We start from the raw sequence: 22,418 nt of genomic DNA on the forward strand, positions 1-22,418 counted from the left end.
ATATACTATGGCATTTTAATTGATGACTGCAGGCAGTACTTCTTTCCACAAGTCTTCTAATCATCAACTGACATCGAGTGAACTGTTAAAACCTGACGAAAGACTTGATTTTGGCAGGTGGTATTTAGACTGGTATTAGGATGACTTGCCACAATCTTCATAACGGTATAGAGACCAACTCCTCTCTCCTCCCCTTTAGAACTGGTTCCAAAGGAGAAAATCTCAGAAATGTCTATACCCTCTTCTTTGATGGCATTTTCGATGATAAAGGTCTCCTGTGCCCCATTTTTTAAAAAGGCGATTGAAACATGAGGTTGACTAGCCTCTGCACTGGCTTCAATAGCGTTGTCACAAAGGATAGACACAATGGTTAGAAAATCAAGTAGACTCATCCCCTCTACCTGAATCTCCTCTGGAACTTCTACATTAAAGACAATGTTCTTATCTCTGGCTTTTAAAAACTTTCCTGCTAGGAGACTTTTGAGGGCTTTATCACGAATATTCACCAATCGGCCCAGGTCATATTTATTGTCCTGCAATTTTTCACTAGAATCCTTTAAGACAGAGTCGTAGACCTCTTTTATCTGCTCCATATCCTCCTCTTCAATGCCCAGACGTAAACTGGTCAAGAGGTTGGTGTAGTCATGGCGAAAACTCCGTACTTCCTTGTAAAGTTCCTCTATATGCCGACTATAGCGTTCCATATCTCTGTAGCGCAAGGCCTGTTCTTGGTCCAGTCTCTCATGGAGTTTGTCCTTCAAATAGGTATCCAGCTTCTTGATAATCCCCATAAAAAAGAGTAGGTAAAACACTAGAATCAGATGGCGAACAGTCGTTGATTGAATACCTTGTACATTTTCAAAATAAGACAGACTTTGCATCACTAGATAGTAAGCCCCCATTATCCAGTTAATCTTAGTCAGGGACTTTTGAAAACCTTTATCGAGAATCTCCCTTCTCAAACTAGTAAAATCATAGTCTAACCATTTCAAAAAGGCTAGAGAAATAAAGCAAATGAAAATTTTTATACATAACCAAATAAAAGAGCGGTCATCATACACATGCCCTTGCCCCAAAAATGGAAGCACAAAATAGGAGACTACCCTGAAAAAAAGATTCACCAACATCATTGGAAAGAGACCATAAAAGAAGAGTAGTTTTTTAGGAAGCCCTCTTAACAATAAGAAAGATAAACCAATGCCGTACAAGGGTTCCATAAAATAAGATAGGTAAGTATTTCCTACTATATAGCTAATCGTTACAAAAACAACTGCTAAAAGTAGCTTAAAAAGAAAGGACTTAAAAACTCTCTCCAGAGTTAGAACAATTCCATCCACCTTAAAAAATATAAACAATTCCAATCCAGATATCAAAAACACATATACTATCTTCCAAACTAATTCCATTCCAGCACCTCACTCAATGTAAGTTATTGATAGCCTCAGATACTTCCCTGACCTTATAACGCGCTATCATACAGCTTCCCCCATTGGGAAAGAAAAGGAGTTTTTCTTTCTTATCCAAACGAACTACATTGGCAGGATTGATGAGAAAAGAGCGATGGCACTGCAAGAGACGGGGTTCCTGCTTGAAAACCTCCTCTAAACTCGCTGTAAATTCCAATCTGTCTGTCTTGGTATAGAGAATAACACGATGGGCTCTGGGCGATGTTTCGAGATAGTAAACCTCTTGAAAAGGATACTGAAATTGGGCAAATTTTGATTTAAAGTAAAAGCAATCTTCCGCCAGACTCTTACTATCTTGACTATTGGCATAGAGGAGGGCTGTCTCGATCCGAGACTCAAACTCCTCAGCTGACAAGGCCTTATCAATATAGTCCAAAGCAGACACTTGGTAGCGAAAGGACAGGGGCATAAACTCCGAGTGAGTCGTCACAAAGACAATCAGGGCATAAGGATCCCGATCCCGAATCTTTCTAGCCACTTCCAGACCCTTCATCTCCTCATTTCGAATCTCAATATCCAAAAAGAATAGCTGATGGGCTCCCTTCTCATGCACCTCTGCCAGCAGCTGGTCTGGCTTACCAAAAACTTCAAAAGAGCTGGGAGTGATATGATGCTCCTTCAAGAGTTTCTCAATCGTCGTTTCAATCCTAGTCTGTTGGGAAAAATCATCTTCTAAAACAAATATTCTCATCTTCTTACTCTCCTTGTTTCGATTTCTTCCTAAAAATAGAATAGCAAAAATACTATGATACAAGCCCACCCAATCCTAAACAGGCCTTTAACGCTCCTGAAAGGTATCTTGTTCCTCAAATAAGCATGATAATCTTACCACTATTTTATCATAAAATCTTAACAGTACCATTCAGGAAATTTCAAGAACAATTAAAGATTTGATGGTGAAAAAGGAGATAAAAGTGATAAACTGACAGTATCAAAACACAGTTGCTAGAAACAAGACTGGCACCAAGATTAAAGGAGGAATTCTCATGACAGATACAGACCCTATCAAAAGAGCTCAGACTTTGATTACTGACTTAAACAAAGCCTACCAAGCATGCAAACAGGCAAGCGCTGACGACGTCCGCTTTCAGGAGCAGCTAAACTCTATTCTTGGTTTTCTAGCCAAGTCTGAGACAGTGGATAATCGAGTCTTGATTGAACTGGAAAAATTTTACCAGACTTCCAGCCTTCTCATGGGACTCAGTGCTCTCAATCCAGATGCTCCAACTCGCGCCGCTTGGCGGGCCTATGACCGCTTCCACTTTGACCAAGTCAAGACCAAGTTGAGTCTCTACGGACCAACCATTATCCTGTAGAAAATAAAAGAAGCTGAGACAGACTGAACTCAACTTCTTTTTTAGTGTCATATAGGCAATGTTAGTCCTGCATCTGACGTTTTACCTGATAAGGCAAATACAAGACTAGTAAAACCAAACCAGCTCCCAGTAAGGCTAGAAGGGCCAGTTTTTCTTGGAAGGTAATCAACCCGACAACTAATTCCACCAGTAAAACAAAACTGGTCAACCCTCGGACTACAGCCTGCAAGCCTTTTTCTTTTTGCCCCTTGTCCAGTGGAAAAAGTTGGGTCAAATACTGGTAGTCAAAGGCATGATAGAGGGCCAGTAACTGGAAGAGCAAGAGGTAGTTAAAGAGAACTACCACTGCTGTCGCAATCCAAGCTTGCTCGATAAAGACTTGCGCCAGCAAGGAAAGTAGGAGCAGACGGAGACTGAGCGCAAAGAGGTCTCCATTTCGCAGATAAGAACGCAGATAGAGATTTTGCCAAATCTTCCCAGGCACCTTCTGAACAGCCTTTAGGATAAAGTCCAGATAGGCACGACGCTTGACACTGTTTGAAATTCCCTTGACCTGCGTAAAGAGTGCAAAGAAACGAAGCAAAACTTGCTTACGCTTGCTTTCTTGAGAAATGACATAGTCCCAGTCCAGTCCAGTTTCAGTGAAAAATTTGCTGGCCTTTTGACGAAAGAGGAAATATTTTCCTACCCCCAATAAAAGCACATAGACCAGAAAAAGTGGCAAGCCGTAACCCATCGCCAAAAATAGGGGCGCAAATAAAAGCAAGAAAAGGGTCTGGACAAAGAGCCAAAAAACTAGGGAAATGCCGGTTTGACGCTTAAGATGGAGTTTGATTTCCTCTTCTCCGACTAAGAGAAAGAGCTTGTCTGGAGCCTCCATATAGGTGGCAATTCCTCCCCAAAGCAAAAGTAAAACAGACGTAATTCCTACAAACAGAAGGATAGGCCAACGATTTTCAGGAAAATCTTGCAAGAGTTGACTGTACTGGTAGGCTAAAAAACCTAGCAAGACAAGCAGGAACAAGACAAAGTGGTCATTGAGAACATAGCGCAGATAACCGACACACTCCTTACGAAAAGCCTGCTTTCTCTTTAAAAACAAGTCTTTCATAGCTCCTCCTCTTTGGTCAGAGCCAAGTAAATATCATTCAAACTAGCCTCAGGCATGTTAAAGGCTTCGCGCAGTTGCAGGAGATTTCCCTTGGCACGCACCTCTCCCTTGTGAAGAATAACAAAGGCATCACACATCTTCTCAGCCGAATCCAGCACGTGGGTACTCATGAGAATAGACTTGCCTTTTTGCTTTTCCACTTCCAAAAGCTGAATCAAGTCCGCAATAGCCAGCGGATCAAGACCAAGGAAAGGCTCATCCACGATAAAAAGACTCGGATCCACCACAAAAGCACAAATAATCATGACCTTTTGCTTCATCCCTTTTGAAAAATGAACAGGAAACCAGTCTAATTTCTGGTCCAGACGGAACATTTTTAACAAGGGCTCTACTCGCTCAAAAGCCACTTTCTGCTCAATACCATAAGCCATGGCAACCGTTTCGATATGCTCTCTGAGAGTCAATTCCTCATACAGACTAGGCGTCTCAGGAATGTAGCCAATTTGCTTGCGGTAGCTCGTTGCATCTTCTTGCAGGGTCAAGCCATTGATATTGATAGAACCACTATAAGGTGTCAACAGACCGATAATCTCATTGATTGTCGTCGATTTACCAGCACCATTGAGACCAATCAAACCGACCAACTGTCCACTTTCAGCGGTAAAGGACACATCTTTCAAGACAGGGACATGGACATAGCCACCTGTCAGGTTTTTAATTTCTAACATATTTTCTCCAAATCTGGTATAATGTAGCTATATTATATCAAAATTCAATACAGTAGAGGTAGATTTTATGTCAGATTGCATTTTTTGTAAAATCATCGCAGGGGAAATCCCTGCTTCAAAAGTATATGAAGATGAGCAGGTTCTTGCCTTTCTTGATATCTCTCAAGTGACACCAGGACATACCTTGGTCGTTCCCAAAGAACACTATCGCAATCTTTTGGAAATGGACGCTACTAGCGCCAGCCAACTCTTTGCCCAAGTGCCAAAAGTGGCTCAAAAAGTCATGAAAGCTACCAAAGCTGCTGGTATGAATATCATTGCCAACTGTGAAGAAGTCGCTGGTCAAACAGTCTTTCATACCCACGTTCACCTCGTGCCTCGCTACAGTTCGGACGATGACCTCAAGATTGATTTTATCGCCCACGAACCAGACTTTGACAAACTCGCTCAAGTCGCTGAAACTATCAAAAACGCCTAAGGAGTTGCCATGAAATTATCCAATCTACTGCTATTTGCAGGAGCTGCAGCTGGAAGTTATCTGGTCACAAAAAATCGTCAAACCATCACAGATGAAGTCTTGAATACCACTGACCGCGTTCAAGCTATCAAGGACGATGTGGATATTATCCAAAACAGCCTGCAAATCATTGACCAGCAAAAAGAACTCATCAAGGAATACCAAGAAGACCTGACTTACAAGTTTAAGATCTTGGAAAAAGATATCCAGACTAGACTAGCTGTGATCAAAGAAACACAGGAACTGGAAGATAAGTAAAAAGAGCCCGACGGCTCTTTTTTAAAACGTAAACAAGTTATATCCCATCAACTATACATCATAATTTAGGCAACTCATTCACCATTTCATAACTAAATCGAAGTCTTTCCGCCGTAATGAAAATACCTGAAACAGCTTAGTTTCAGGTGTCCGGAAACTTTGAGACCTAGGCTCAAAGTTTAGGTATGGAACTTCGAAGAAGGTCGCTACCGTCCGTCATCACTTAAGGAAAGTCTTAAAAATCTACAAGCAAAAAGAGCCACTCGGCTCTTTTTGCTTTATTCTCCTTCAAAGGCATCTTTAATATGGTCAAAGAAGCCCTTTTTCTTTGGATTGACTTTTAAATCACCTGCAGCTGCGAATTCTTTAAGCGCTGCTTTTTGGCGGTCGTTCAAGCCTGTCGGTGTTACGACATTAACAGTAACGTATTGGTCACCAACTGCACCACCACGAAGGCTAGGAGCTCCCTTGCCACGTAGGCGGAATTTCTTACCAGTCTGAGTTCCCTCTGGGATAACCAATTCAACATCACCGTGAACCGTTGGGATATCCACTGTATCACCAAGAGCCGCTTGGACAAAGTTGAGGTTGAGATTATAGAAGATAGTAGTTCCTTCACGTTCAAACTTGTCGCTGGCTTCCACAGAAACCACTACATACAAGTCACCATAAGGTCCACCGTTAAAGCCTGCTTCACCTTGGCCTGCTAGGCGAATTTGTTGACCAGTTTCCACACCAGCAGGGATTTTCACATGTACGCTATGAGCTTGTTTTTCATGCCCTGTTCCATGACATGTTGTACATGGATCTTTGATTTCTTTTCCGCGACCGTGACAGACATCACAGGTTACTTGGCGACGCATCATACCAAGCGGAGTCTGCGTATCGACGTTAATGACACCAGCGCCATGACAGCGTCCACAAGTGACTGGACTGGTTCCTAGCTTAGCACCTGAGCCATTACATGTACGACAGCTTGCTTCACGGTTATATTTGACTTCTTTTTCAGCTCCAAAAATAGCTTCTTCAAAGGTCAAATTCACACGGTATTGGAGGTCATCCCCTTGACGAGGAGCATTTGGATTGCGCGAAGCACCGCCTCCGCCGAAGAAACTTGAGAAGATGTCCTCAAAACCACCGAAGCCACCTGCCCCATCGAAACCGCCGAAACCACCAGCTCCACCAAAACCACCGTTGGCTCCAGCAGCACCGTATTGGTCATAGGCAGCCCGTTTTTGGTCGTCACTCAAAGTCTCATAGGCTTCCTGAACTTCCTTGTACTTTTCCTCAGCACCAGGCTCCTTGTTGATATCTGGGTGATATTTTTTCGAAAGCTTACGATAAGCCTTTTTGATCTCGTCTGCCGAAGCGTTTTTGGACACCCCCAGACGATCATAAAATTCAGTATTGTTCATACAAGATACCAAGACCGTAAAATTCGACTGAAAAATAGGAAATCTGACGCTGGAGCGATGCTCCTAGACAGATTTATCTTTTTTCCGAGAATTTAGGTCGGATTCAATTCCTTTCTTTTATATTGAGTAAGAAATTTGGGAACCCGTGTTCAGTTACGAACACCTTTGTTCCTTTCTATAATTTTCATGTAAATCTTTAGAGGCTGTTTTCTATACTCTGCTTCACTTGATTAAACTCTTCATCTGATAGAGTAAATATCAAATCCTCTTCTGAATATTCGTTCTGTTCTTTAAAATAGTTGTCAGCATTCTCTGCCAACCCTAAACCGAAAATCACTTTTCTTGCAAACTCTTGATGTGCAAAACCGATAGCCGTAATGATTTGTTTATCTTGGACAAGAACTTTCGGTTGGAAATTCTCACGTGGAAGAAATTCAAAATAGTCAAAGAAGTTTTGCCAAATTCCACCTGTAAATTTCGTGTCGTTCAACAAACCTGCTTTCGCCAATAAAAGGGGCGCTGAAGAAATAGCTGCAATTAGGATATCTTGCTCATTAAGCCTTCTCAAAAACGAGATCAATTTCTCATCTTGTAGAGCAGAACCTATATTTACCATTCCTGGCAAAATCACACAAGAATAATCTTCTATACGGATCTGACCCAATATTTTCGTCGGTTGACAGGACAAACCATCCTCAGAGACCACCATCGAATTCTCAGAAGCGACATAATCAATCGTGATATCAAAAGACAGAGCTAAAGTACTTGTTAAAGAGGCTATCTCATAAAGAGAAAAATTAGGATAAATGATACAAAGTACTTTTTTCATACGCAACATCCTCTATTTTACCGAAAAACAGAGGCTGGGTTGCAACCTCTGTGGTTAGACTATTCCTTTGAAATAAAAATTATTGTATTATCTCTAGTAGTAATCTTCAAAGACCTTTTAGCCAAATCAAATTCAAATTTATTATAGTGTGGGTCTTGTGTTTTATATAGATCTAACTCCTGACGTATATGATCTGAAAAGTCAATCATAACATCTTTAAACACAGAAGTGTAGTCATATTTACTCTTACCAACAGCTACTTCTGTAAATTCTTTATAAATGACATTTCCATTTCTTTCCACAGTTACCATCATTTCTGTTGAATTACAATGCAAATTAAATAATTCTTCAAAAAACTTTATCTTTTCATGATAATCTGCAATGTCAGAAAGATTATTTTTATTAACACTCATAACACTAGCCCCTTACTTTTCAGTAAACTCTCCGTCTACGACGTCATCGCCTGCGTTTCCTGTTGCTTGTGCACCTTCTGCTCCTGCTTGAGCTTGTTGGGCTGCGGCGGCTTGTTCGTAAAGTTTAACAGCAAGTCCTTGAGCTTTTTCGTTCAATGCTTCAAGTTTTGCTTTCATGTCGTCCAAGTTGTTGTCTTCTTGCGCTTTCTTAAGGTCATCAAGGGCAGCTTGGGCAGCGTCACGTTCTGCGTCGAAGCCTTTGCCTTCAGTTTCCTTGATTGTCTTTTCAGTCGCAAAGATCGCTTGGTCTACTTCGTTACGAAGGTCTACTTCTTCTTTACGTTTCTTATCTGCTTCAGCGTTAGCTTCTGCATCTTTCATCATGCGGTCGATTTCTTCGTCAGTCAAACCTGAGTTAGATTGGATCACAATAGTTTGTTCTTTTTGAGTTCCAAGATCTTTAGCCTTAACAGACACGATACCGTTCTTGTCGATATCAAATGTTACTTCGATTTGAGGAATTCCACGAGGTGCAGCTGGGATATCTGTCAATTGGAAGCGTCCAAGAGTCTTGTTATCTGCTGCCATTGGGCGTTCACCTTGAAGAACGTGGATATCGACGGCTGGTTGGTTGTCTGCAGCAGTTGAGAAGACTTGTGATTTAGATGTTGGAATAGTAGTGTTGCGGTCGATGAGTTTTGTGAATACACCACCCATTGTTTCGATACCAAGTGACAATGGTGTTACGTCAAGAAGGACAACGTCTTTGACATCACCAGTGATGACACCACCTTGGATGGCAGCACCCATAGCAACTACTTCGTCAGGGTTTACTGATTTGTTTGGTTCTTTACCAGTTTCAGCCTTAACTGCTTCGACAACGGCTGGGATACGAGTTGAACCACCAACAAGGATAACTTCGTCGATTTCTGACAAGCTCAAACCTGCATCTGAAAGGGCTTGACGAACTGGAACTTTTGTACGTTCTACAAGGTCACGAGTCAAATCGTCAAATTTAGCACGAGTCAAAGTCATTTCCAAGTGAAGAGGTCCAGCTTCACCAGCAGTGATAAATGGCAAGCTGATTTGAGTTGAAGTTACACCAGAAAGGTCTTTCTTCGCTTTTTCAGCTGCATCTTTCAAACGTTGCATTGCCATCTTATCAGTAGACAAGTCAATACCGTTTTCTTTCTTGAATTCTGCTACTAAGTGGTCAATGATTTTTTGGTCAAAGTCGTCACCACCAAGTTTGTTGTCCCCTGCAGTTGACAATACGTCGAAGACACCGTCACCCAATTCAAGGATAGATACGTCGAATGTACCACCACCAAGGTCGAATACCAAGATTTTTTCTTCTTTGTCAGTCTTGTCCAAACCGTAAGCAAGAGCTGCTGCTGTTGGTTCGTTGACAATACGTTCTACTTCAAGACCAGCGATTTTACCAGCGTCTTTTGTTGCTTGACGTTGAGCGTCGTTGAAGTAAGCTGGAACTGTGATAACTGCTTTAGTTACTTTTTCACCAAGGTAATCTTCAGCGTAGCCTTTCAAATATTGAAGAATCATTGCTGAGATTTCTTGTGGAGTGTATTCTTTTCCGTTAGCAGAAACTTTTTCAGAAGTTCCCATTTTAGATTTGATAGAGATGACTGTATCTGGGTTTGTGACTGCTTGGCGTTTTGCAGCATCACCAACGATGATTTCGCCGTTTTTGAATGATACTACAGATGGAGTTGTGCGGTTTCCTTCTGGGTTTGCGATGATTTTGCTTTCAGTTCCTTCAAGAACTGCAACTGCTGAGTTTGTTGTACCTAAGTCAATACCGATAATTTTAGACATGTGTTTTTCTCCTTAAATTTATCTTCTTTTTTTCTTTTTGATACTCTTCTTAAGTGGCGGTGCCGTTAGAGCTTGACTTCGTCAATCTCTTTGACTAAACTTTGAACCTAAGGTCTCAAAGTTTACGCAAATAGCGCCACGGCGAAGAGTATCGTCTTTGGTTCGCTTCGCTCACTATTGCAAAGCTGAACTACTTTTTTATCTTTCTTCATAGTTTAGTGTCGTTTCGGACAAGTTTTCTATTATGTAAATTGCGACACGAGGAGTCGAAATCGATTTTATTTCGACGACGAGTTAGTAAGGAGGCTAGGCAAGCGCCATAGCGATTGCCGTTTTCTGACGAGTTGCTTTAGCTACCGTCAGAATTGCCTAGTTGTAAACAACTACCATTGCTGGGCGTAGGATGCGGTCATGGAGTTTGTAGCCTTTTTGGAAAACTTGGGCGATAGTATCTGCTGGGTGTTCATCGTCTGCTGGGAGAGTTTGGATGGCCATATGATAGTTATGGTCAAATTCACCGTCAGCTGCGATTTCTTCGATTCCTTCTTCTTTCAAAGCGTGAATCAAGCTTTCTTGCACCATTTCCAATCCTTTTTTGACATCGTCTGTCAAACCTTCAACCGCGAGTGCACGCTCTAGGTTATCCAAAGAAGGGAGAATTGCTTTTGCCAAGTCCTGGCTACGATAACGTTGCAAGTTTTGACGCTCTTCATTGGCACGACGTTGGATATTTTGCATTTCTGCATGAGCGCGAAGGTATTTATTTTCAAACTCATCCGCACGTTCATTTGCCAAGTCCAATTCAGACTTCTCAGGAGTTGTTTCTTCTACCGTTTCCACAACTTCCTCTTCTTGGACTTCTTCTACTTCTTCATTTTTTTTATCTTGGGCCATTTTCGCCTCCTTTAATGATTTCAATCTTAATGTACTTCGTAATGATTACTACTGAGGTAGCGGTAAAAATCTGTCAACTTCATGGTCAAAACACGGTTGACCACATTGACTTGGTTGATTAGCTGTTGGTAATCCAGATTAACAGGACCAATAATTGCTAGAATTCCAACTCCCCGATAAGGAATGAGGAACTTACTACTAATCACCGCTAGATCTGCTAAACAAGATTCTTGACTGTCCGCAACACGGACGTTTTGCATCTGATCTTCACGCAACCCCTCACGAATCTCCAGAGCCACCTTTTGCGGTTGGTCAAAGAACTGATAAGCTGCCAGATTGGCAAAATTCAAGAGATTGACCTTACCCGCCACCACAATGTTTTCGTTGAACATTTCCTTAAAGATATGCTCAAAGAGATCGATAACATTGTCCGTTGTTGTAAAGTAACGCTGGATAATCTGCGGAATCTCCGTCCGAATCTTGTAGTGAATATCTAGAACGGTGTGGCCGAGGAAACGCTCCTGAATAATGCTCTTCAGCTTCAGCAAGTCATCCTGCAAAAAGTTCCTTGGAATCAGAAACTGACTGGTAACCGTTCGAGACTCGTCTAGGGTGAATACTGCCAAGGCTGTATGCTGCCCCAAAACAACGATATCAAAGGCTGTCAACCGTTGCTTGCTCGGCTCAACATCCAGTGCTACTACCGTACAGCCACTCAGGTCTGTCAGTAGATTAGCAGCCTCTTGCAGAATATCCTCCAATTTGAAGAATTCCTGATCAAAGGCTTTGACAATCTCATATACCTCATTTTCAGCCAGTCGGTCAAAATCCAGTGAATGTTTCACATAGTACTGAAAACCAGCAACACTCGGCATCCGACCACTTGATGTATGAGCCTTCTCAAGCAACCCTTGCTTTTCTAAAGCCGCCATGTCATTACGAATGGTTGCACTGCTAGAGTTAATAGACTCTTGCAAGGCTTTGGATCCGACAGGTTCGTGCGTTTTGGTAAAGATGTCAATAATCAGATTTAAAATATCCTGCTGACGCTCTGTAACCATCTCACCACTCCTCTCTGTCTGATCAATTAGCACTCGATACACTCAAGTGCTAACTTATGATTCTATTATACACCCTTAAAAGAGAATGTCAAGATAAAAACTCAAAAAATTAGCACTCTTTTACCAAGAGTGCTAAAAATCAGTCTAAAGACCTAGAACCTTACTGTTTATCTACTTGGTATTTCCTTTTAAGTCTGAAATAACCATAGATTAGATAAAAAATCAGAAAAGCATACAAAAGAAAAATAATAAAGAAAGACATAGAAAGCTCTTCTTTAAATAAACTCATACAAACAACAAGACCACCCGAGAAAGTAGCTGTACAGGAACGAAGTCTAGATCGCATAAATTCCCACCTGAGTCCCTTACTCATATAGACTTGATCCTCTGGAAGTAAATCAGAAGACGATTTACGAAGAATCGAACAAGAACCTGCTTCTATCAATTCCCAACCTCTATTTCTAAAATCTTGCAGTTCATGCTTATATTTTTTAAGAAATCTAGAATCATAGATACGGTAGATGATATCTTCTGGTTGACATTGGTCAAAATAGAACAAACCAAAACGACTCGTTCTATACCTCCAACCTTTCAAATGCATCTCATGTAAATACTCTTCTTCCTTGTCCAAATCAACAATGGTGAAAATCCGAAATTGTACTTTGCTATTCATTACCTTACCTCCATATCAGAAAACATACATAGTTTTATTTGTCAGATAATTCTTTCCATTTTTGAAACAAGCTCCAAAAAATATAAGAAATCTGAATCGCAAAAACTATCAATAAAACCCAATCTATTATGAAAATCAAAAACACTACCCAACTGAAAGAACTACCTCCACTGACAAACTTTGAGAAAACCGGTAGTAGAGCTAAAAAGAGAAGCAAAATAGGAAGCATCCGCCTCGTTAAAATCCGTTTAACCATAGCTAATTTCCCAGCAGCGTCATTATAGATTTCAAACTCAGTATCCGATTCAATTCCAGAATGAAGCTTTCTAAAGTAGGAAAACCCATTAAAGTCTGTAATATGCTCCCAGCCACAGTCTTTAAATAGTTGTAAATAGGAGGCTCTCTCTGATTTTTCCATTGGGTAAAAATCCAACTGATAAGACACTTGCTCAGGGTGACACTTTTCAAAGGTATACTTAACTGCAAACAATAAGATAGAATAGCTTACTTTTCTAAGTTTCCAGCCCTTAGCATGCATTTCTCTAAAGTATAGAGCCTCCCTCTCATAATCCGCAATTGTAAAAATTCGATAAACAATTTTCTTTTCCATCATACTTCCTCCCGACTGTTTCTATATAGCCGTTCAATACGATTCAATTCAATATCTAAGACTTTTTGTCCCAAATCTGTTATCTGATAAATTTTCCGTTTTTCCTCTTCTCGGACAAAGGAAATCAAACCATCCTTTTCCATTTTTGACAAGGTTCCATACATAGTTCCAGGACTAATCAAGATTTGCGAATCTGTCATCTCCTTGACCTTTTGCGTAATACTATAACCATGACCTTCCTTTTGCAGACAGAACAAGATATAAAAACCCGTTTCCGTCATCGGAAGATAAACTCGACGAATCTTATCCGTTAATTCCATTTGCATTCACCTCCTATTCAATTCGATATATCGCACTTCGTTATATAAAATATATCACACCTCGATATAAAACGCAAGAAAAAAGACCGCCCTCAGGCAATCTTTCTTCTATATTAGTATTAGTAAAGGTCTAAATAGTTATCAATTTCCCATTGTGAAACGAAGGTTGCATAACTTGCCCATTCGATTCGTTTAGCTTCGAGGAAACTAGTATAAATATGTTCTCCGAGAGCCGCTCTGACAACTTCATCTTCATTCAGAGCTTTCAAAGCGTTGTGAAGGGTTGATGGAAGGTCTGTAATACCAGCTTCCTTGCGCTCTTCTGCTGTCATGATGTAGATATTTTCTTCGATAGGAGCTGGTGCTTCGATTTTATTTTCAATACCATGCAAACCAACTTCCAACAGAACTGCCATAGCGATGTACGGGTTCGCCATTGGATCCACTGAACGCAACTCAAGACGAGTCCCCATACCACGTGAAGCAGGCACGCGCACAAGCGGCGAACGGTTACGACCAGCCCAAGCAATGTAAACCGGTGCTTCATAACCTGGAACCAAACGTTTGTATGAATTAACTGTTGGGTTCATGATGGCAGTATAGTTGTAGGCATGCTTAATCAAACCGCCAAGGAAATGGTAGGCCGTTTCTGACAACTGCATTCCTTTTGGATCATTTGGATCAAAGAAGGCATTGTTTCCTTCTTCATCAAACAAGGACATATTACAGTGCATACCTGATCCAGCAATACCAAATTTTGGTTTGGCCATAAAGGTTGCGTAAAGACCATGTTTGCGAGCAATGGTTTTAACAACAAGTTTAAAGATTTGAATCTTATCACAAGCACGGAGAACTTCATCGTACTTAAAGTCAATCTCGTGTTGTCCAACCGCAACCTCGTGGTGACTGGCTTCTACTTCAAATCCCATTTTGGTTAAGACATTGACAATCTCACGACGTGTATTGTCCGCAAGGTCAGTAGGCGCCAAATCAAAGTAGCCACCCTTGTCATTCACTTCAAGTGTTGGGTCTCCATTTTCATCCAACTTAAATAGGAAGAATTCTGGCTCTGGCCCAAGGTTAAAGGACTTGAATCCTACTTCTTCCATGTGACGAAGAGCACGCTTCAAATTGCCACGAGGATCACCTGCAAATGGCTCACCTTCTGTTGTATAGACATCACAGATCAAACCTGCAACACTTCCATTTTCATCTCCCCAAGGGAAGACTGTCCATGTATCCAAGTCAGGGTACAAGTACATATCTGACTCATTGATACGTACAAAACCTTCAATAGAAGATCCATCAAACATAGCCTTATTTGACAAGACTTTATCTAACTGTTCATCTGTAGCAGGAATTTCGACGTTTTTCATGGTTCCCAAAATATCTGAGAACATGAGACGAATAAAGGTAACATTTTTTTCCTTGACTTCACGACGAATATCTGCAGCTGTGATTGGCATGAGTTTTCTCCTTAATGTATAACTACTTGCGGTTGCCTAACCGCGACCAAAAGGTGACCGTACTGAAGCAAAGCGACCCTGTTGGAGGAGTTCATTATGAAGTGCACGACGCACCTCAGTCTGACTCACCGCTTTCTTGGATTTCGCTTCACGTTCAGCATATTTTTTCTTAATAGCAGCGATATTATAACCTTCAGAGATATAATCTTTGATTTCAAGCAGACGATCCATGTCATTCAAGGAATACATGCGACGGTTCCCTTCGTTTCGATCAGGCTTTATCAACTCTTGATCTTCATAATAACGAATCTGACGCGCCGATAAATCGGTCAACTTCATAACACTGCCGATAGGAAAAACAGCCATATTTCGGCGAAATTCTTTTTCCTTCATTTACAATTTCCTTCTTTCTGTCTATTATAGTCTAAAAAAAGACAAACGTCAATTGATAATGTTATAAAATGTAACATTATTTTTCTTTTTTCTCTAAAATGAGCCGAATACGATCAATATCGTAATTTACGAGAATTGCGACAAAAACTCCCATAAAAGTTTCTGATACACGCGCAAATACGTACAAAATTGTTTCGCCACTCGGAATCGATAGGGTAATGATTAACATAGCTGCTACACCACCAATAACTCCTGCTTTGTTATTCATGGCTACATTTGTCATAATGGTTAACATGGTGCATATTGGAACAACTACTAAGGTTACCCAAAAGGCTTCGTGGAAAAAGGTATTTAATAGGAAGAAGAGGAGGGCATAGAGACCACCGATACTATTTCCTAGAATACGCGAAGTCCCAAAATGGACACTCTTATCAAAACTCTCCCTCAGGCTAAAAACGGCTGTCAAAGCACCAATTTGAAGACCTTTCCAACCAAAAAAGCCAAAAATCAAGAGAACTAGAAAAACAGCAATACCTGTTTTAAAGGTTCGCATACCAAGTTTGAACTGGGATTTATCGAATTTATATTTTTTAAAATAACTCATAATCTCAACTTTCTATTTCCATTTTATCATAAATTGGCTGATTTTATGAGCAATAGTTGAGAGGAAGCGTTTTTATTTTAAGCAAAAGAAAAGAGGGACCTTCATCCCTCTCTTCTTTGATTCATTTATAAAATCTTATTTTTCTGTCAAGGCTGCAAGTCCTGGAAGAACTTTACCTTCAAGAAGTTCCATTGATGCTCCACCACCAGTAGAGATCCATGAGAACTTGTCTGCACGTCCAAGGTTAATCGCTGCAGCAGCTGAGTCACCACCACCGATGATTGATTTAACACCTGGTTGTTTCACGATAGCATCCATCACACCGATTGTACCAGCTTGGAAATCTGGGTTTTCAAATACACCCATAGGTCCGTTCCATACAACTGTTTTGGCACCAGTCAAAGCTTCATCAAATTTAGCGATAGATTTTGGACCGATGTCAAGACCAAGGAAGCCTTCAGAAACTGCTTCACCTTCAGTGTCACGTACTTCAGTGTAACCAGCAAAGGCGTTTGCTTCTTTTGAGTCAACTGGCAAGATCAATTTACCATTTGCTTTTTCAAGAAGAGCTTTCGCAACATCCAATTTGTCCTCTTCTACAAGTGAGTTACCGATTTCGATACCTTGTGCTTTGTAGAATGTGTAAGTCATACCACCACCGATAAGGACTTTATCAGCTTTTTCAAGCAAGTTTTCGATAACACCGATCTTGTCTGAAACTTTTGAACCACCAAGGATAGCCACAAATGGACGTTCTGGAGTTTCAACTGCTTCTTGGATGTAGGCAATTTCGTTTTCAAGAAGGAAACCAGCAACTGCTTTTTCAACGTTTGCTGAGATACCAACGTTAGATGCGTGTGCACGGTGAGCTGTACCGAATGCATCGTTTACGAAGATACCATCTCCAAGTGATGCCCAGTATTTACCAAGTTCAGGATCGTTTTTAGATTCTTTTTTGCCGTCAACATCTTCGTAACGAGTGTTTTCAACCAAGAGAACTTGTCCATCTTCAAGAGCGTTGATTGCTGCTTCCAATTCAGCACCACGAGTGACACCTGGGAAAACAACATCTTGACCAAGTTTTGCTGCCAAGTCTGCTGCTACAGGAGCAAGTGATTTACCAGCTTTATCAGCTTCTTCTTTCACACGTCCAAGGTGAGAGAAAAGAATTGCACGTCCACCTTGTTCGATGATGTACTTAATAGTTGGAAGAGCTGCTGTGATACGGTTGTCGTTAGTGATTACACCATCTTTCAATGGTACGTTGAAGTCAACACGAACGAGGACTTTTTTACCTTTCAAGTCAACGTCTTTAACAGTAAGTTTTGCCATGTTACAAAAACCCCTTTATTTATTTTATTCGAAACTATTATATCACACTTTGGAAATATAAGGAAAGATTTCACAAGATTTTTCGATATTTAATCTTCATCTTCTTTTTTCTGTTTCAATGTCAATGCTAAACTAGCAAGACCAAGGCTTGCCAATCCTGCTATTAGGGCTTCATTGGCATCAGCAGTTCCTGTATTTGGCAATTGTTTGCCTGCTTCTTCTGATTTAACTGTTGTATTTTGGGCTGTTTTTTCTTGTGTAGGCGCTACTGCTGGTTCAGTTTTTACTTTTGTTCCAATTTCAACAATTTCTGGAATCGCCTCTTGGATGACTTCTGTTGAACGAAGACGACGCTGACCGTTTTCATCAACTTCAAAGACATGTCTCAACAGACCATCTCGTCCCTGTATGATGACTCGTTGTTCCCCAACTAGCATATCAGCATTTTCATACTCTTGACGGTCAAAGGCAACCTTTTCCTCTTGAACTTCCAATTTAGGAGCCTTTTGTTGATCAGAATCCGGTTGATTAGTAGTTTTTGGAAGGACTGTGTTTTGTTGTTCTGGTTTAGTTGAGATAGTAACAAGGTCATTTGCACCATTAGATTCTACTCGTGGTTTTTCAGCAGATTCATAAACAAAGGCATAATGAGTAAAGTGTGGTGCTGTAAAGATAACATGACTATCCGTTTGTTCAAAAGTCAATTCTACTGCCTCTTTGCCTTCAGGTAAGAAGAATACTCTCTTCACTTTCTTATCTTTTTCAATTGGAATTTTCACAATAGAAGCGTAAGAGAGATCAACGTCTTGACCTTTTTCATCTAAACCTTCTATTTCAAAGACATGAGCATCTTCTCCAGCAAAGTATTTCTTCTCTTCATCACTTGCTTGAACACGCTCTACTTTCAAGCCCTTGATGACAGTCTTCTCTTTATTTGAGAAGTGTACTTCAACACCTGTTTTACTATCAGAAAAGACTGCTGGCTTGTCTTCTTTCAATAAGGCAACCAGATCTTTCAGACTCTGTTTCGCTGTTGCAAGCTCTTCTGAACTCAAATCTACTTTTTCAACCAAGGCCTTGTTTTTCTCAAGAAGAGGAGCTAGGGCAGAACCTGAAGGATGGTTTGGTTTGGCATCCAAGAGTTCTTGAGCCTCACCTGTTAAGCGATCGAGTTCTGTCTTTTCTTCCTTAAATTTCTCTTGACCATTCAGAGCTTTATGAGCTTCTGTCAATTTATTAAGTCGGTCATTAGCCTGATCTTGGGTGCTAGTTTCATGGTCTTTCAACACTTGCTCAGCCGCTTCAATTGCTTTCAAGAAGGCTTCTTTTATTTCTGGTGAAGCAAAGTTATAGACCACCTTGTTCTTAGCCGCTTCAACTTCTGCTAATTTTTGTTTAAGGTACTCATCGTTCAATGCTGCTTTTGGAGATACCAAAACATCAAAGTTGACTTTATGACCTTGGTAACGAAGCGTCAAGGTTTGACGACCAGTCTTTTGAGCATCGTAACCAGAAATTTCAACTCCCTCATCAGTAAAAGAATGTTCTTCCATGGTGTCATTGCTATAAGCCACTGCAAAGCGTCCTTCAGACAAGTCTAAGCTATCACCAACTAGGTAATCTTTTTTCGGTTCCTGACTTACTTCAATTCTCAAAATAGTTTTCGGACTTGCTTCATCTTGACTAGTAACAGTCACTGACAAATTAGCATGTACCGGTTGCCCCAAATATTGTAAAGTAAGATTTTGTTCTCCCTTATGATGCGTATCAAAACCTGATACTGATACACCCGCGTGAGTTAGGCGAATGAGTTCGTCCTCAGCTCCTCCTTCATACTGAACTCGAAGAACACCACCTCTAAGGTCCAAATCCTCCCCTTCGGCGTAGCTTGTTTTCTTAGGTCCTGTTTCTAGGCTGACTGACTTGATTCTTCTGTCATCTTTTGGAACGGAAACCGCTAGGACATTACTAATTTCCTTGCCTGGAAACTGGGTACGATAGTACAGAAGACCAGATTGATTTGTCAAATCCAATGGTGCACTTGCTAGGTCTCCTCCAACTTCGCTCTTCAAGGTTGCAAGCGGAGTTTGAGAATTTGGATTGTCATAAACGGTAATGGTTGCTCCAGCTGGTACATCCGCAAAACCAACTTGTACCTTGTTATTACCTAGAGAACGGGCTGCAGCCTTGGCCATCGGAATATTGACACTCTCAGTATCAAGCTTTTCATACATTTTCCAGTTATAGATACGAATAGCCTTCCATGGAGTTCCATTGTCAGAAGTGACAACATTCAAGCGCCAATCTTGAGCTGTGATAGGCTTGTCAAGGGTAATATCTGTAACATGAGCTTTATTGCCACGGACTTCCTTAGCCAACTTCCATTGACCATCCGCATCTTTATAATAAAGGTCAAAGTCTTTGGTGTTCATCAAACCGTCGTTTACAGATTCTCCACCAGCTCCAGCATGGTCCATTACCCATCTAACAACTGTACGCGGCTGGGTCAAACGAATATCCACACTACCACTTAACTGTCCAGAAGACCACTTGTCTGAAAGACTGGTAATGGTACCATTCAACATACCTTCAATACCTTCTCCACCTTCTGTATCTGGGAAGGTACTTCCGATAACAGTAGCCCCTGGAACGATGTTTTCTGCTAGAGGTCTTGGAAGACTTGTGTCTTGGACAGTCATCCCCCACTCAAAGTTTGTAGTTGCTGCTTCTGAACGAACCCCATTTTTACCGACTGCTACAACCTTCAGTTCTTGAGTTGTACCCTGAGCACTTGCTGAGCGGCTAACTTTTGGTAGGTAGATCGTAGTTGCAGATGAACCTGTCAATAGGCGCCAAGCATCGCCATCCTTTTCATAGACTTCATAGAAATCAGCATCTTTATGACCAGTAAATTGTACAACTGCTTCCGCTTCTTGGGCATTTTTAAGGACTTGTTTGGCTACAGCTACTGTGGTTGGTGCCTGAGGAGCATCTTGATTATTGCTGATGGTCAATTGCCCCAGGTTAAATTGATAACCTTTTAGGTCTTTATCATTTTCAAAATAGAGTTTAATACCGTAAATTGTTTTACCTGCCAAGGCACTCAAATCAAAATCATCGGTAGTCCAGTTATCTGAAACTGTCAATTCTTTACGAGCAGCTTCATCACCGTAGGTATAATCTTTCTTGGTTGCAAATTCTACATAAACCTTGGTTCCTTTGCCTCCTTTGTGGGCAACATGCAATTTGGTGGTATCTGTCACCTTCAAGCGAGTAGAGTACAAATTAACATCTTGCTTGGTCGCACCTGAAAGATCACCTGCAAATTTGAGAGAAGTTCCACCATTATAAGCATCTTCAAAATCATAGCTTGCTTTCAACTTATCACCAGTTGATTTTTGCCACCAGCGCCATGTTGGAAGAACACCTGAAACTGAACGGTAATTCCACTCAGAATCCTTAGAAACCTTACCATCTACGAACCACTTTCTACCATGTCCTGTATTAAAAGAAGTAGTAAAAGTATTACCTACTGCTGGCGTACGGTCCGCAACTAGGTTAGCAATCCCATACCAATCTTTGTCACCTGGTTTTTGGCCAGTAGGGTCTCCTTGATAACCTGTAAAGAAGATATCTTCATTCTTATGATAATCTTCACCAGTTTTTCCTAAACTTGTAATGGTATTTGGGGCGAACAAACCAAGAGAAAGGCGTAATTTCCCATTTTCATCTAAAATGTCATTCCACTTAACCTTGGTCTTGTAGGAACCACCCTGTTGCAATTCCAATCCTGCAAATACATCATAAGGATTACGGCCAATCCAGTTGGCAGTTGTAATAGTGTAATCATTTTTAGCCTTATCCCAGTTAAAGTTAGCAAAGAAGTTATCTGCTGGAACCTTATCTCCTTCAGGTTGCATGAATTGGTAGTTGTATTCTCCCAAACCATCTTGGTGGTAACGTCCATAGTTATAGGTCATAGCATCGTACCAAGAATACTTGATTGGATGGTTTACCTTAGCAGCATATTCCTTGGTATAGAGCATAAACTGGCGCATCTTTTCTCCAAGAGGTTCAACCAAATCCCCAGTTGTTTCTTGGTTGATGAAATAGCCATCATAGCCATAATACTTGGCCATATCCACCAATTTACGGGCAATTGGGAAGCTACCATCTGCGTCTTGCTTCAAAGCTTCAGCAAATTTTTCTTGATCAGCAATACTATTAGACCAGTTAAAGAAGAGTGTACCATATACAGGCACCCCGTTACGGTGACCTGCATCAATAACGTCAGGAGTTGGTACGAGACCTTCCCAGAAGACCATTGAATCTAGATATTGCCAATAGTCAAAAGCATAGGCCTTGAACTCTTCTCCACCAACAGAAGCGTGGTCTTTTGCTTTAGAATTGGTATTTGATAAGGCTTGAACTTTTGCTTCCTTACTAGCTTTTTCATTGACCAAATGACCTGTCCGACGTGAAGCGAGGGCAACAGATCCGCGGTTAATAGCATCATCTTCACGAGCCCCTGGTTCCCATTTCAACAAATCTTCCCAAGAATTAAATTTGATTTCCTTTGGTTTTAATGTTTTTTCTGTATTTTTAGAGACATCTGGCTGGACTTCTTTTTCAGTCTTATTAGCTTCTGCTGCTGGCTTAGACTCATCCCCTTGGCTAGTTGCTTCAGGCTTTGCTTCTATTTCCTTTTCAGACTTAGGTTTTGCTTCTGCAGATGGTGTTTCTGCAGCCACCTCACTTGCTTTTTCCTCTGGTTTAGCTGCGCTAGCTGCTTCTGCAGTTTCAGTAGTTGCAGCTTCATTGCTTGCTGGCGAAGCAGTTTCAGATGATGTCGCTACTCCTTCTGCCTTTTCTGGCTTATTTTCTCTAGCATGTTCTCCTTCATGCTGCTTGTCAGCTTCATTAGTTGGATGCTCACTCTCTCCTGAAACAAGCTCTGTATTGGCTCCATTATTTTCAGGAACTGCAGTTTCTTCTGCCAAGGCTGGACCAGCAAATAAAACAGCCCCAATCATCAGCGAGCAGGCTCCTACTGATAACTTACGAATACTGTACCGACAACGTCTTTCAAAAAATGAATTCTTCATTTTCTCCTCCTAAAAGATTGATTTTATTATTTTAAAGAAAGCGCTTAACTTTCTTCGTAAAATTTTTATCC

Annotated in this window: 21 protein-coding genes; 3 read left to right on the forward strand and 18 right to left on the reverse strand. The window is 40.9% G+C overall.

Annotation, left to right across the window (positions count from 1 at the left end; genetic code table 11):
* Window positions 1–56 precede the first annotated feature (56 nt).
* Window positions 57–1,406 (reverse strand): sensor histidine kinase, encoded by a 1,350-nt coding sequence (locus HT714_RS02190; protein ID WP_173226107.1) that lies wholly within the window; start codon window positions 1,404–1,406, stop codon window positions 57–59.
* A 13-nt stretch (window positions 1,407–1,419) separates the two neighbouring features.
* On the reverse strand, window positions 1,420–2,157 hold the full coding sequence (locus HT714_RS02195; protein ID WP_173226104.1) for a response regulator transcription factor: 738 nt from the start codon (window positions 2,155–2,157) through the stop codon (window positions 1,420–1,422).
* A gap of 295 nt (window positions 2,158–2,452) precedes the next feature.
* On the opposite strand from HT714_RS02195, the gene HT714_RS02200 reads away from it, so the two are divergent.
* A complete protein-coding gene (locus HT714_RS02200) occupies window positions 2,453–2,782 on the forward strand; it encodes a helicase BlpT (protein ID WP_173219777.1) in 330 nt (109 codons plus the stop codon).
* 61 nt (window positions 2,783–2,843) lie between these two features.
* Here the strand turns inward: HT714_RS02200 and HT714_RS02205 are convergent, their stop codons facing one another.
* Window positions 2,844–3,893: an ABC transporter permease gene (locus HT714_RS02205; RefSeq protein WP_173251404.1), complete on the reverse strand. Its 1,050-nt coding sequence runs from the start codon at window positions 3,891–3,893 to the stop codon at window positions 2,844–2,846.
* Entirely contained in the window at window positions 3,890–4,621 is a 732-nt protein-coding gene (locus tag HT714_RS02210) for an ABC transporter ATP-binding protein (RefSeq protein WP_173251406.1), read from the reverse strand. Before HT714_RS02210 ends, HT714_RS02205 begins: the two co-directional genes overlap by 4 nt.
* A gap of 67 nt (window positions 4,622–4,688) precedes the next feature.
* On the opposite strand from HT714_RS02210, the gene HT714_RS02215 reads away from it, so the two are divergent.
* Both HT714_RS02215 and HT714_RS02220 read left to right on the forward strand, forming a co-directional pair.
* Entirely contained in the window at window positions 4,689–5,099 is a 411-nt protein-coding gene (locus HT714_RS02215; protein WP_173251409.1) for an HIT family protein, read from the forward strand.
* Between the two features lie 9 nt (window positions 5,100–5,108).
* A complete protein-coding gene (locus HT714_RS02220; RefSeq protein WP_049532230.1) occupies window positions 5,109–5,396 on the forward strand; it encodes a hypothetical protein in 288 nt (95 codons plus the stop codon).
* Between the two features lie 278 nt (window positions 5,397–5,674).
* On the opposite strand, the gene dnaJ is transcribed toward HT714_RS02220, so the two are convergent.
* From dnaJ to HT714_RS02290, 14 genes are all read right to left on the reverse strand, one after another.
* A complete protein-coding gene (gene dnaJ, locus HT714_RS02225; protein WP_173226096.1) occupies window positions 5,675–6,811 on the reverse strand; it encodes a molecular chaperone DnaJ in 1,137 nt (378 codons plus the stop codon).
* A gap of 196 nt (window positions 6,812–7,007) precedes the next feature.
* Window positions 7,008–7,640: a DJ-1/PfpI family protein gene (locus tag HT714_RS02230; RefSeq protein WP_173226094.1), complete on the reverse strand. Its 633-nt coding sequence runs from the start codon at window positions 7,638–7,640 to the stop codon at window positions 7,008–7,010.
* A 59-nt stretch (window positions 7,641–7,699) separates the two neighbouring features.
* Window positions 7,700–8,053 carry a hypothetical protein gene (locus tag HT714_RS02235; protein WP_173226092.1) on the reverse strand — a complete coding sequence of 118 codons (354 nt, stop codon included), beginning with the start codon at window positions 8,051–8,053 and terminating at the stop codon, window positions 7,700–7,702.
* 12 nt (window positions 8,054–8,065) lie between these two features.
* Window positions 8,066–9,889, reverse strand: a complete 1,824-nt coding sequence (gene dnaK, locus HT714_RS02240; RefSeq protein WP_000034661.1) for a molecular chaperone DnaK — start codon at window positions 9,887–9,889, stop codon at window positions 8,066–8,068.
* Between the two features lie 369 nt (window positions 9,890–10,258).
* Window positions 10,259–10,783, reverse strand: a complete 525-nt coding sequence (grpE, locus tag HT714_RS02245; RefSeq protein ID WP_173226091.1) for a nucleotide exchange factor GrpE — start codon at window positions 10,781–10,783, stop codon at window positions 10,259–10,261.
* A 26-nt stretch (window positions 10,784–10,809) separates the two neighbouring features.
* The gene (gene hrcA, locus HT714_RS02250; RefSeq protein WP_173226089.1) at window positions 10,810–11,844 is read right to left on the reverse strand and encodes a heat-inducible transcriptional repressor HrcA; all 1,035 of its coding nucleotides are present in this window, start codon (window positions 11,842–11,844) and stop codon (window positions 10,810–10,812) included.
* Between the two features lie 160 nt (window positions 11,845–12,004).
* A complete protein-coding gene (locus tag HT714_RS02255) occupies window positions 12,005–12,517 on the reverse strand; it encodes a DUF2812 domain-containing protein (protein WP_173226087.1) in 513 nt (170 codons plus the stop codon).
* Window positions 12,518–12,551: 34 nt separating this feature from the next.
* Entirely contained in the window at window positions 12,552–13,127 is a 576-nt protein-coding gene (locus tag HT714_RS09910; RefSeq protein ID WP_173226085.1) for a DUF2812 domain-containing protein, read from the reverse strand.
* Window positions 13,127–13,447 carry a PadR family transcriptional regulator gene (locus HT714_RS02265; RefSeq protein WP_049499830.1) on the reverse strand — a complete coding sequence of 107 codons (321 nt, stop codon included), beginning with the start codon at window positions 13,445–13,447 and terminating at the stop codon, window positions 13,127–13,129. Before HT714_RS02265 ends, HT714_RS09910 begins: the two co-directional genes overlap by 1 nt.
* Before the next feature lie 119 nt (window positions 13,448–13,566).
* The gene (gene glnA / locus HT714_RS02270; RefSeq protein ID WP_173226083.1) at window positions 13,567–14,913 is read right to left on the reverse strand and encodes a type I glutamate--ammonia ligase; all 1,347 of its coding nucleotides are present in this window, start codon (window positions 14,911–14,913) and stop codon (window positions 13,567–13,569) included.
* Between the two features lie 36 nt (window positions 14,914–14,949).
* On the reverse strand, window positions 14,950–15,306 hold the full coding sequence (gene glnR / locus HT714_RS02275; RefSeq protein WP_000659548.1) for a transcriptional repressor GlnR: 357 nt from the start codon (window positions 15,304–15,306) through the stop codon (window positions 14,950–14,952).
* 76 nt (window positions 15,307–15,382) lie between these two features.
* Window positions 15,383–15,910 (reverse strand): aromatic acid exporter family protein, encoded by a 528-nt coding sequence (locus HT714_RS02280; protein WP_049515975.1) that lies wholly within the window; start codon window positions 15,908–15,910, stop codon window positions 15,383–15,385.
* A gap of 135 nt (window positions 15,911–16,045) precedes the next feature.
* A complete protein-coding gene (locus HT714_RS02285; RefSeq protein WP_001096743.1) occupies window positions 16,046–17,242 on the reverse strand; it encodes a phosphoglycerate kinase in 1,197 nt (398 codons plus the stop codon).
* Window positions 17,243–17,331: 89 nt separating this feature from the next.
* On the reverse strand, window positions 17,332–22,347 hold the full coding sequence (locus HT714_RS02290) for a bacterial Ig-like domain-containing protein (RefSeq protein WP_173226081.1): 5,016 nt from the start codon (window positions 22,345–22,347) through the stop codon (window positions 17,332–17,334).
* Window positions 22,348–22,418: the final 71 nt, after the last annotated feature.

It is taken from the genome of Streptococcus sp. 3705, from assembly GCF_013277145.1.
Taxonomy (GTDB): Bacteria; Bacillota; Bacilli; order Lactobacillales; family Streptococcaceae; genus Streptococcus.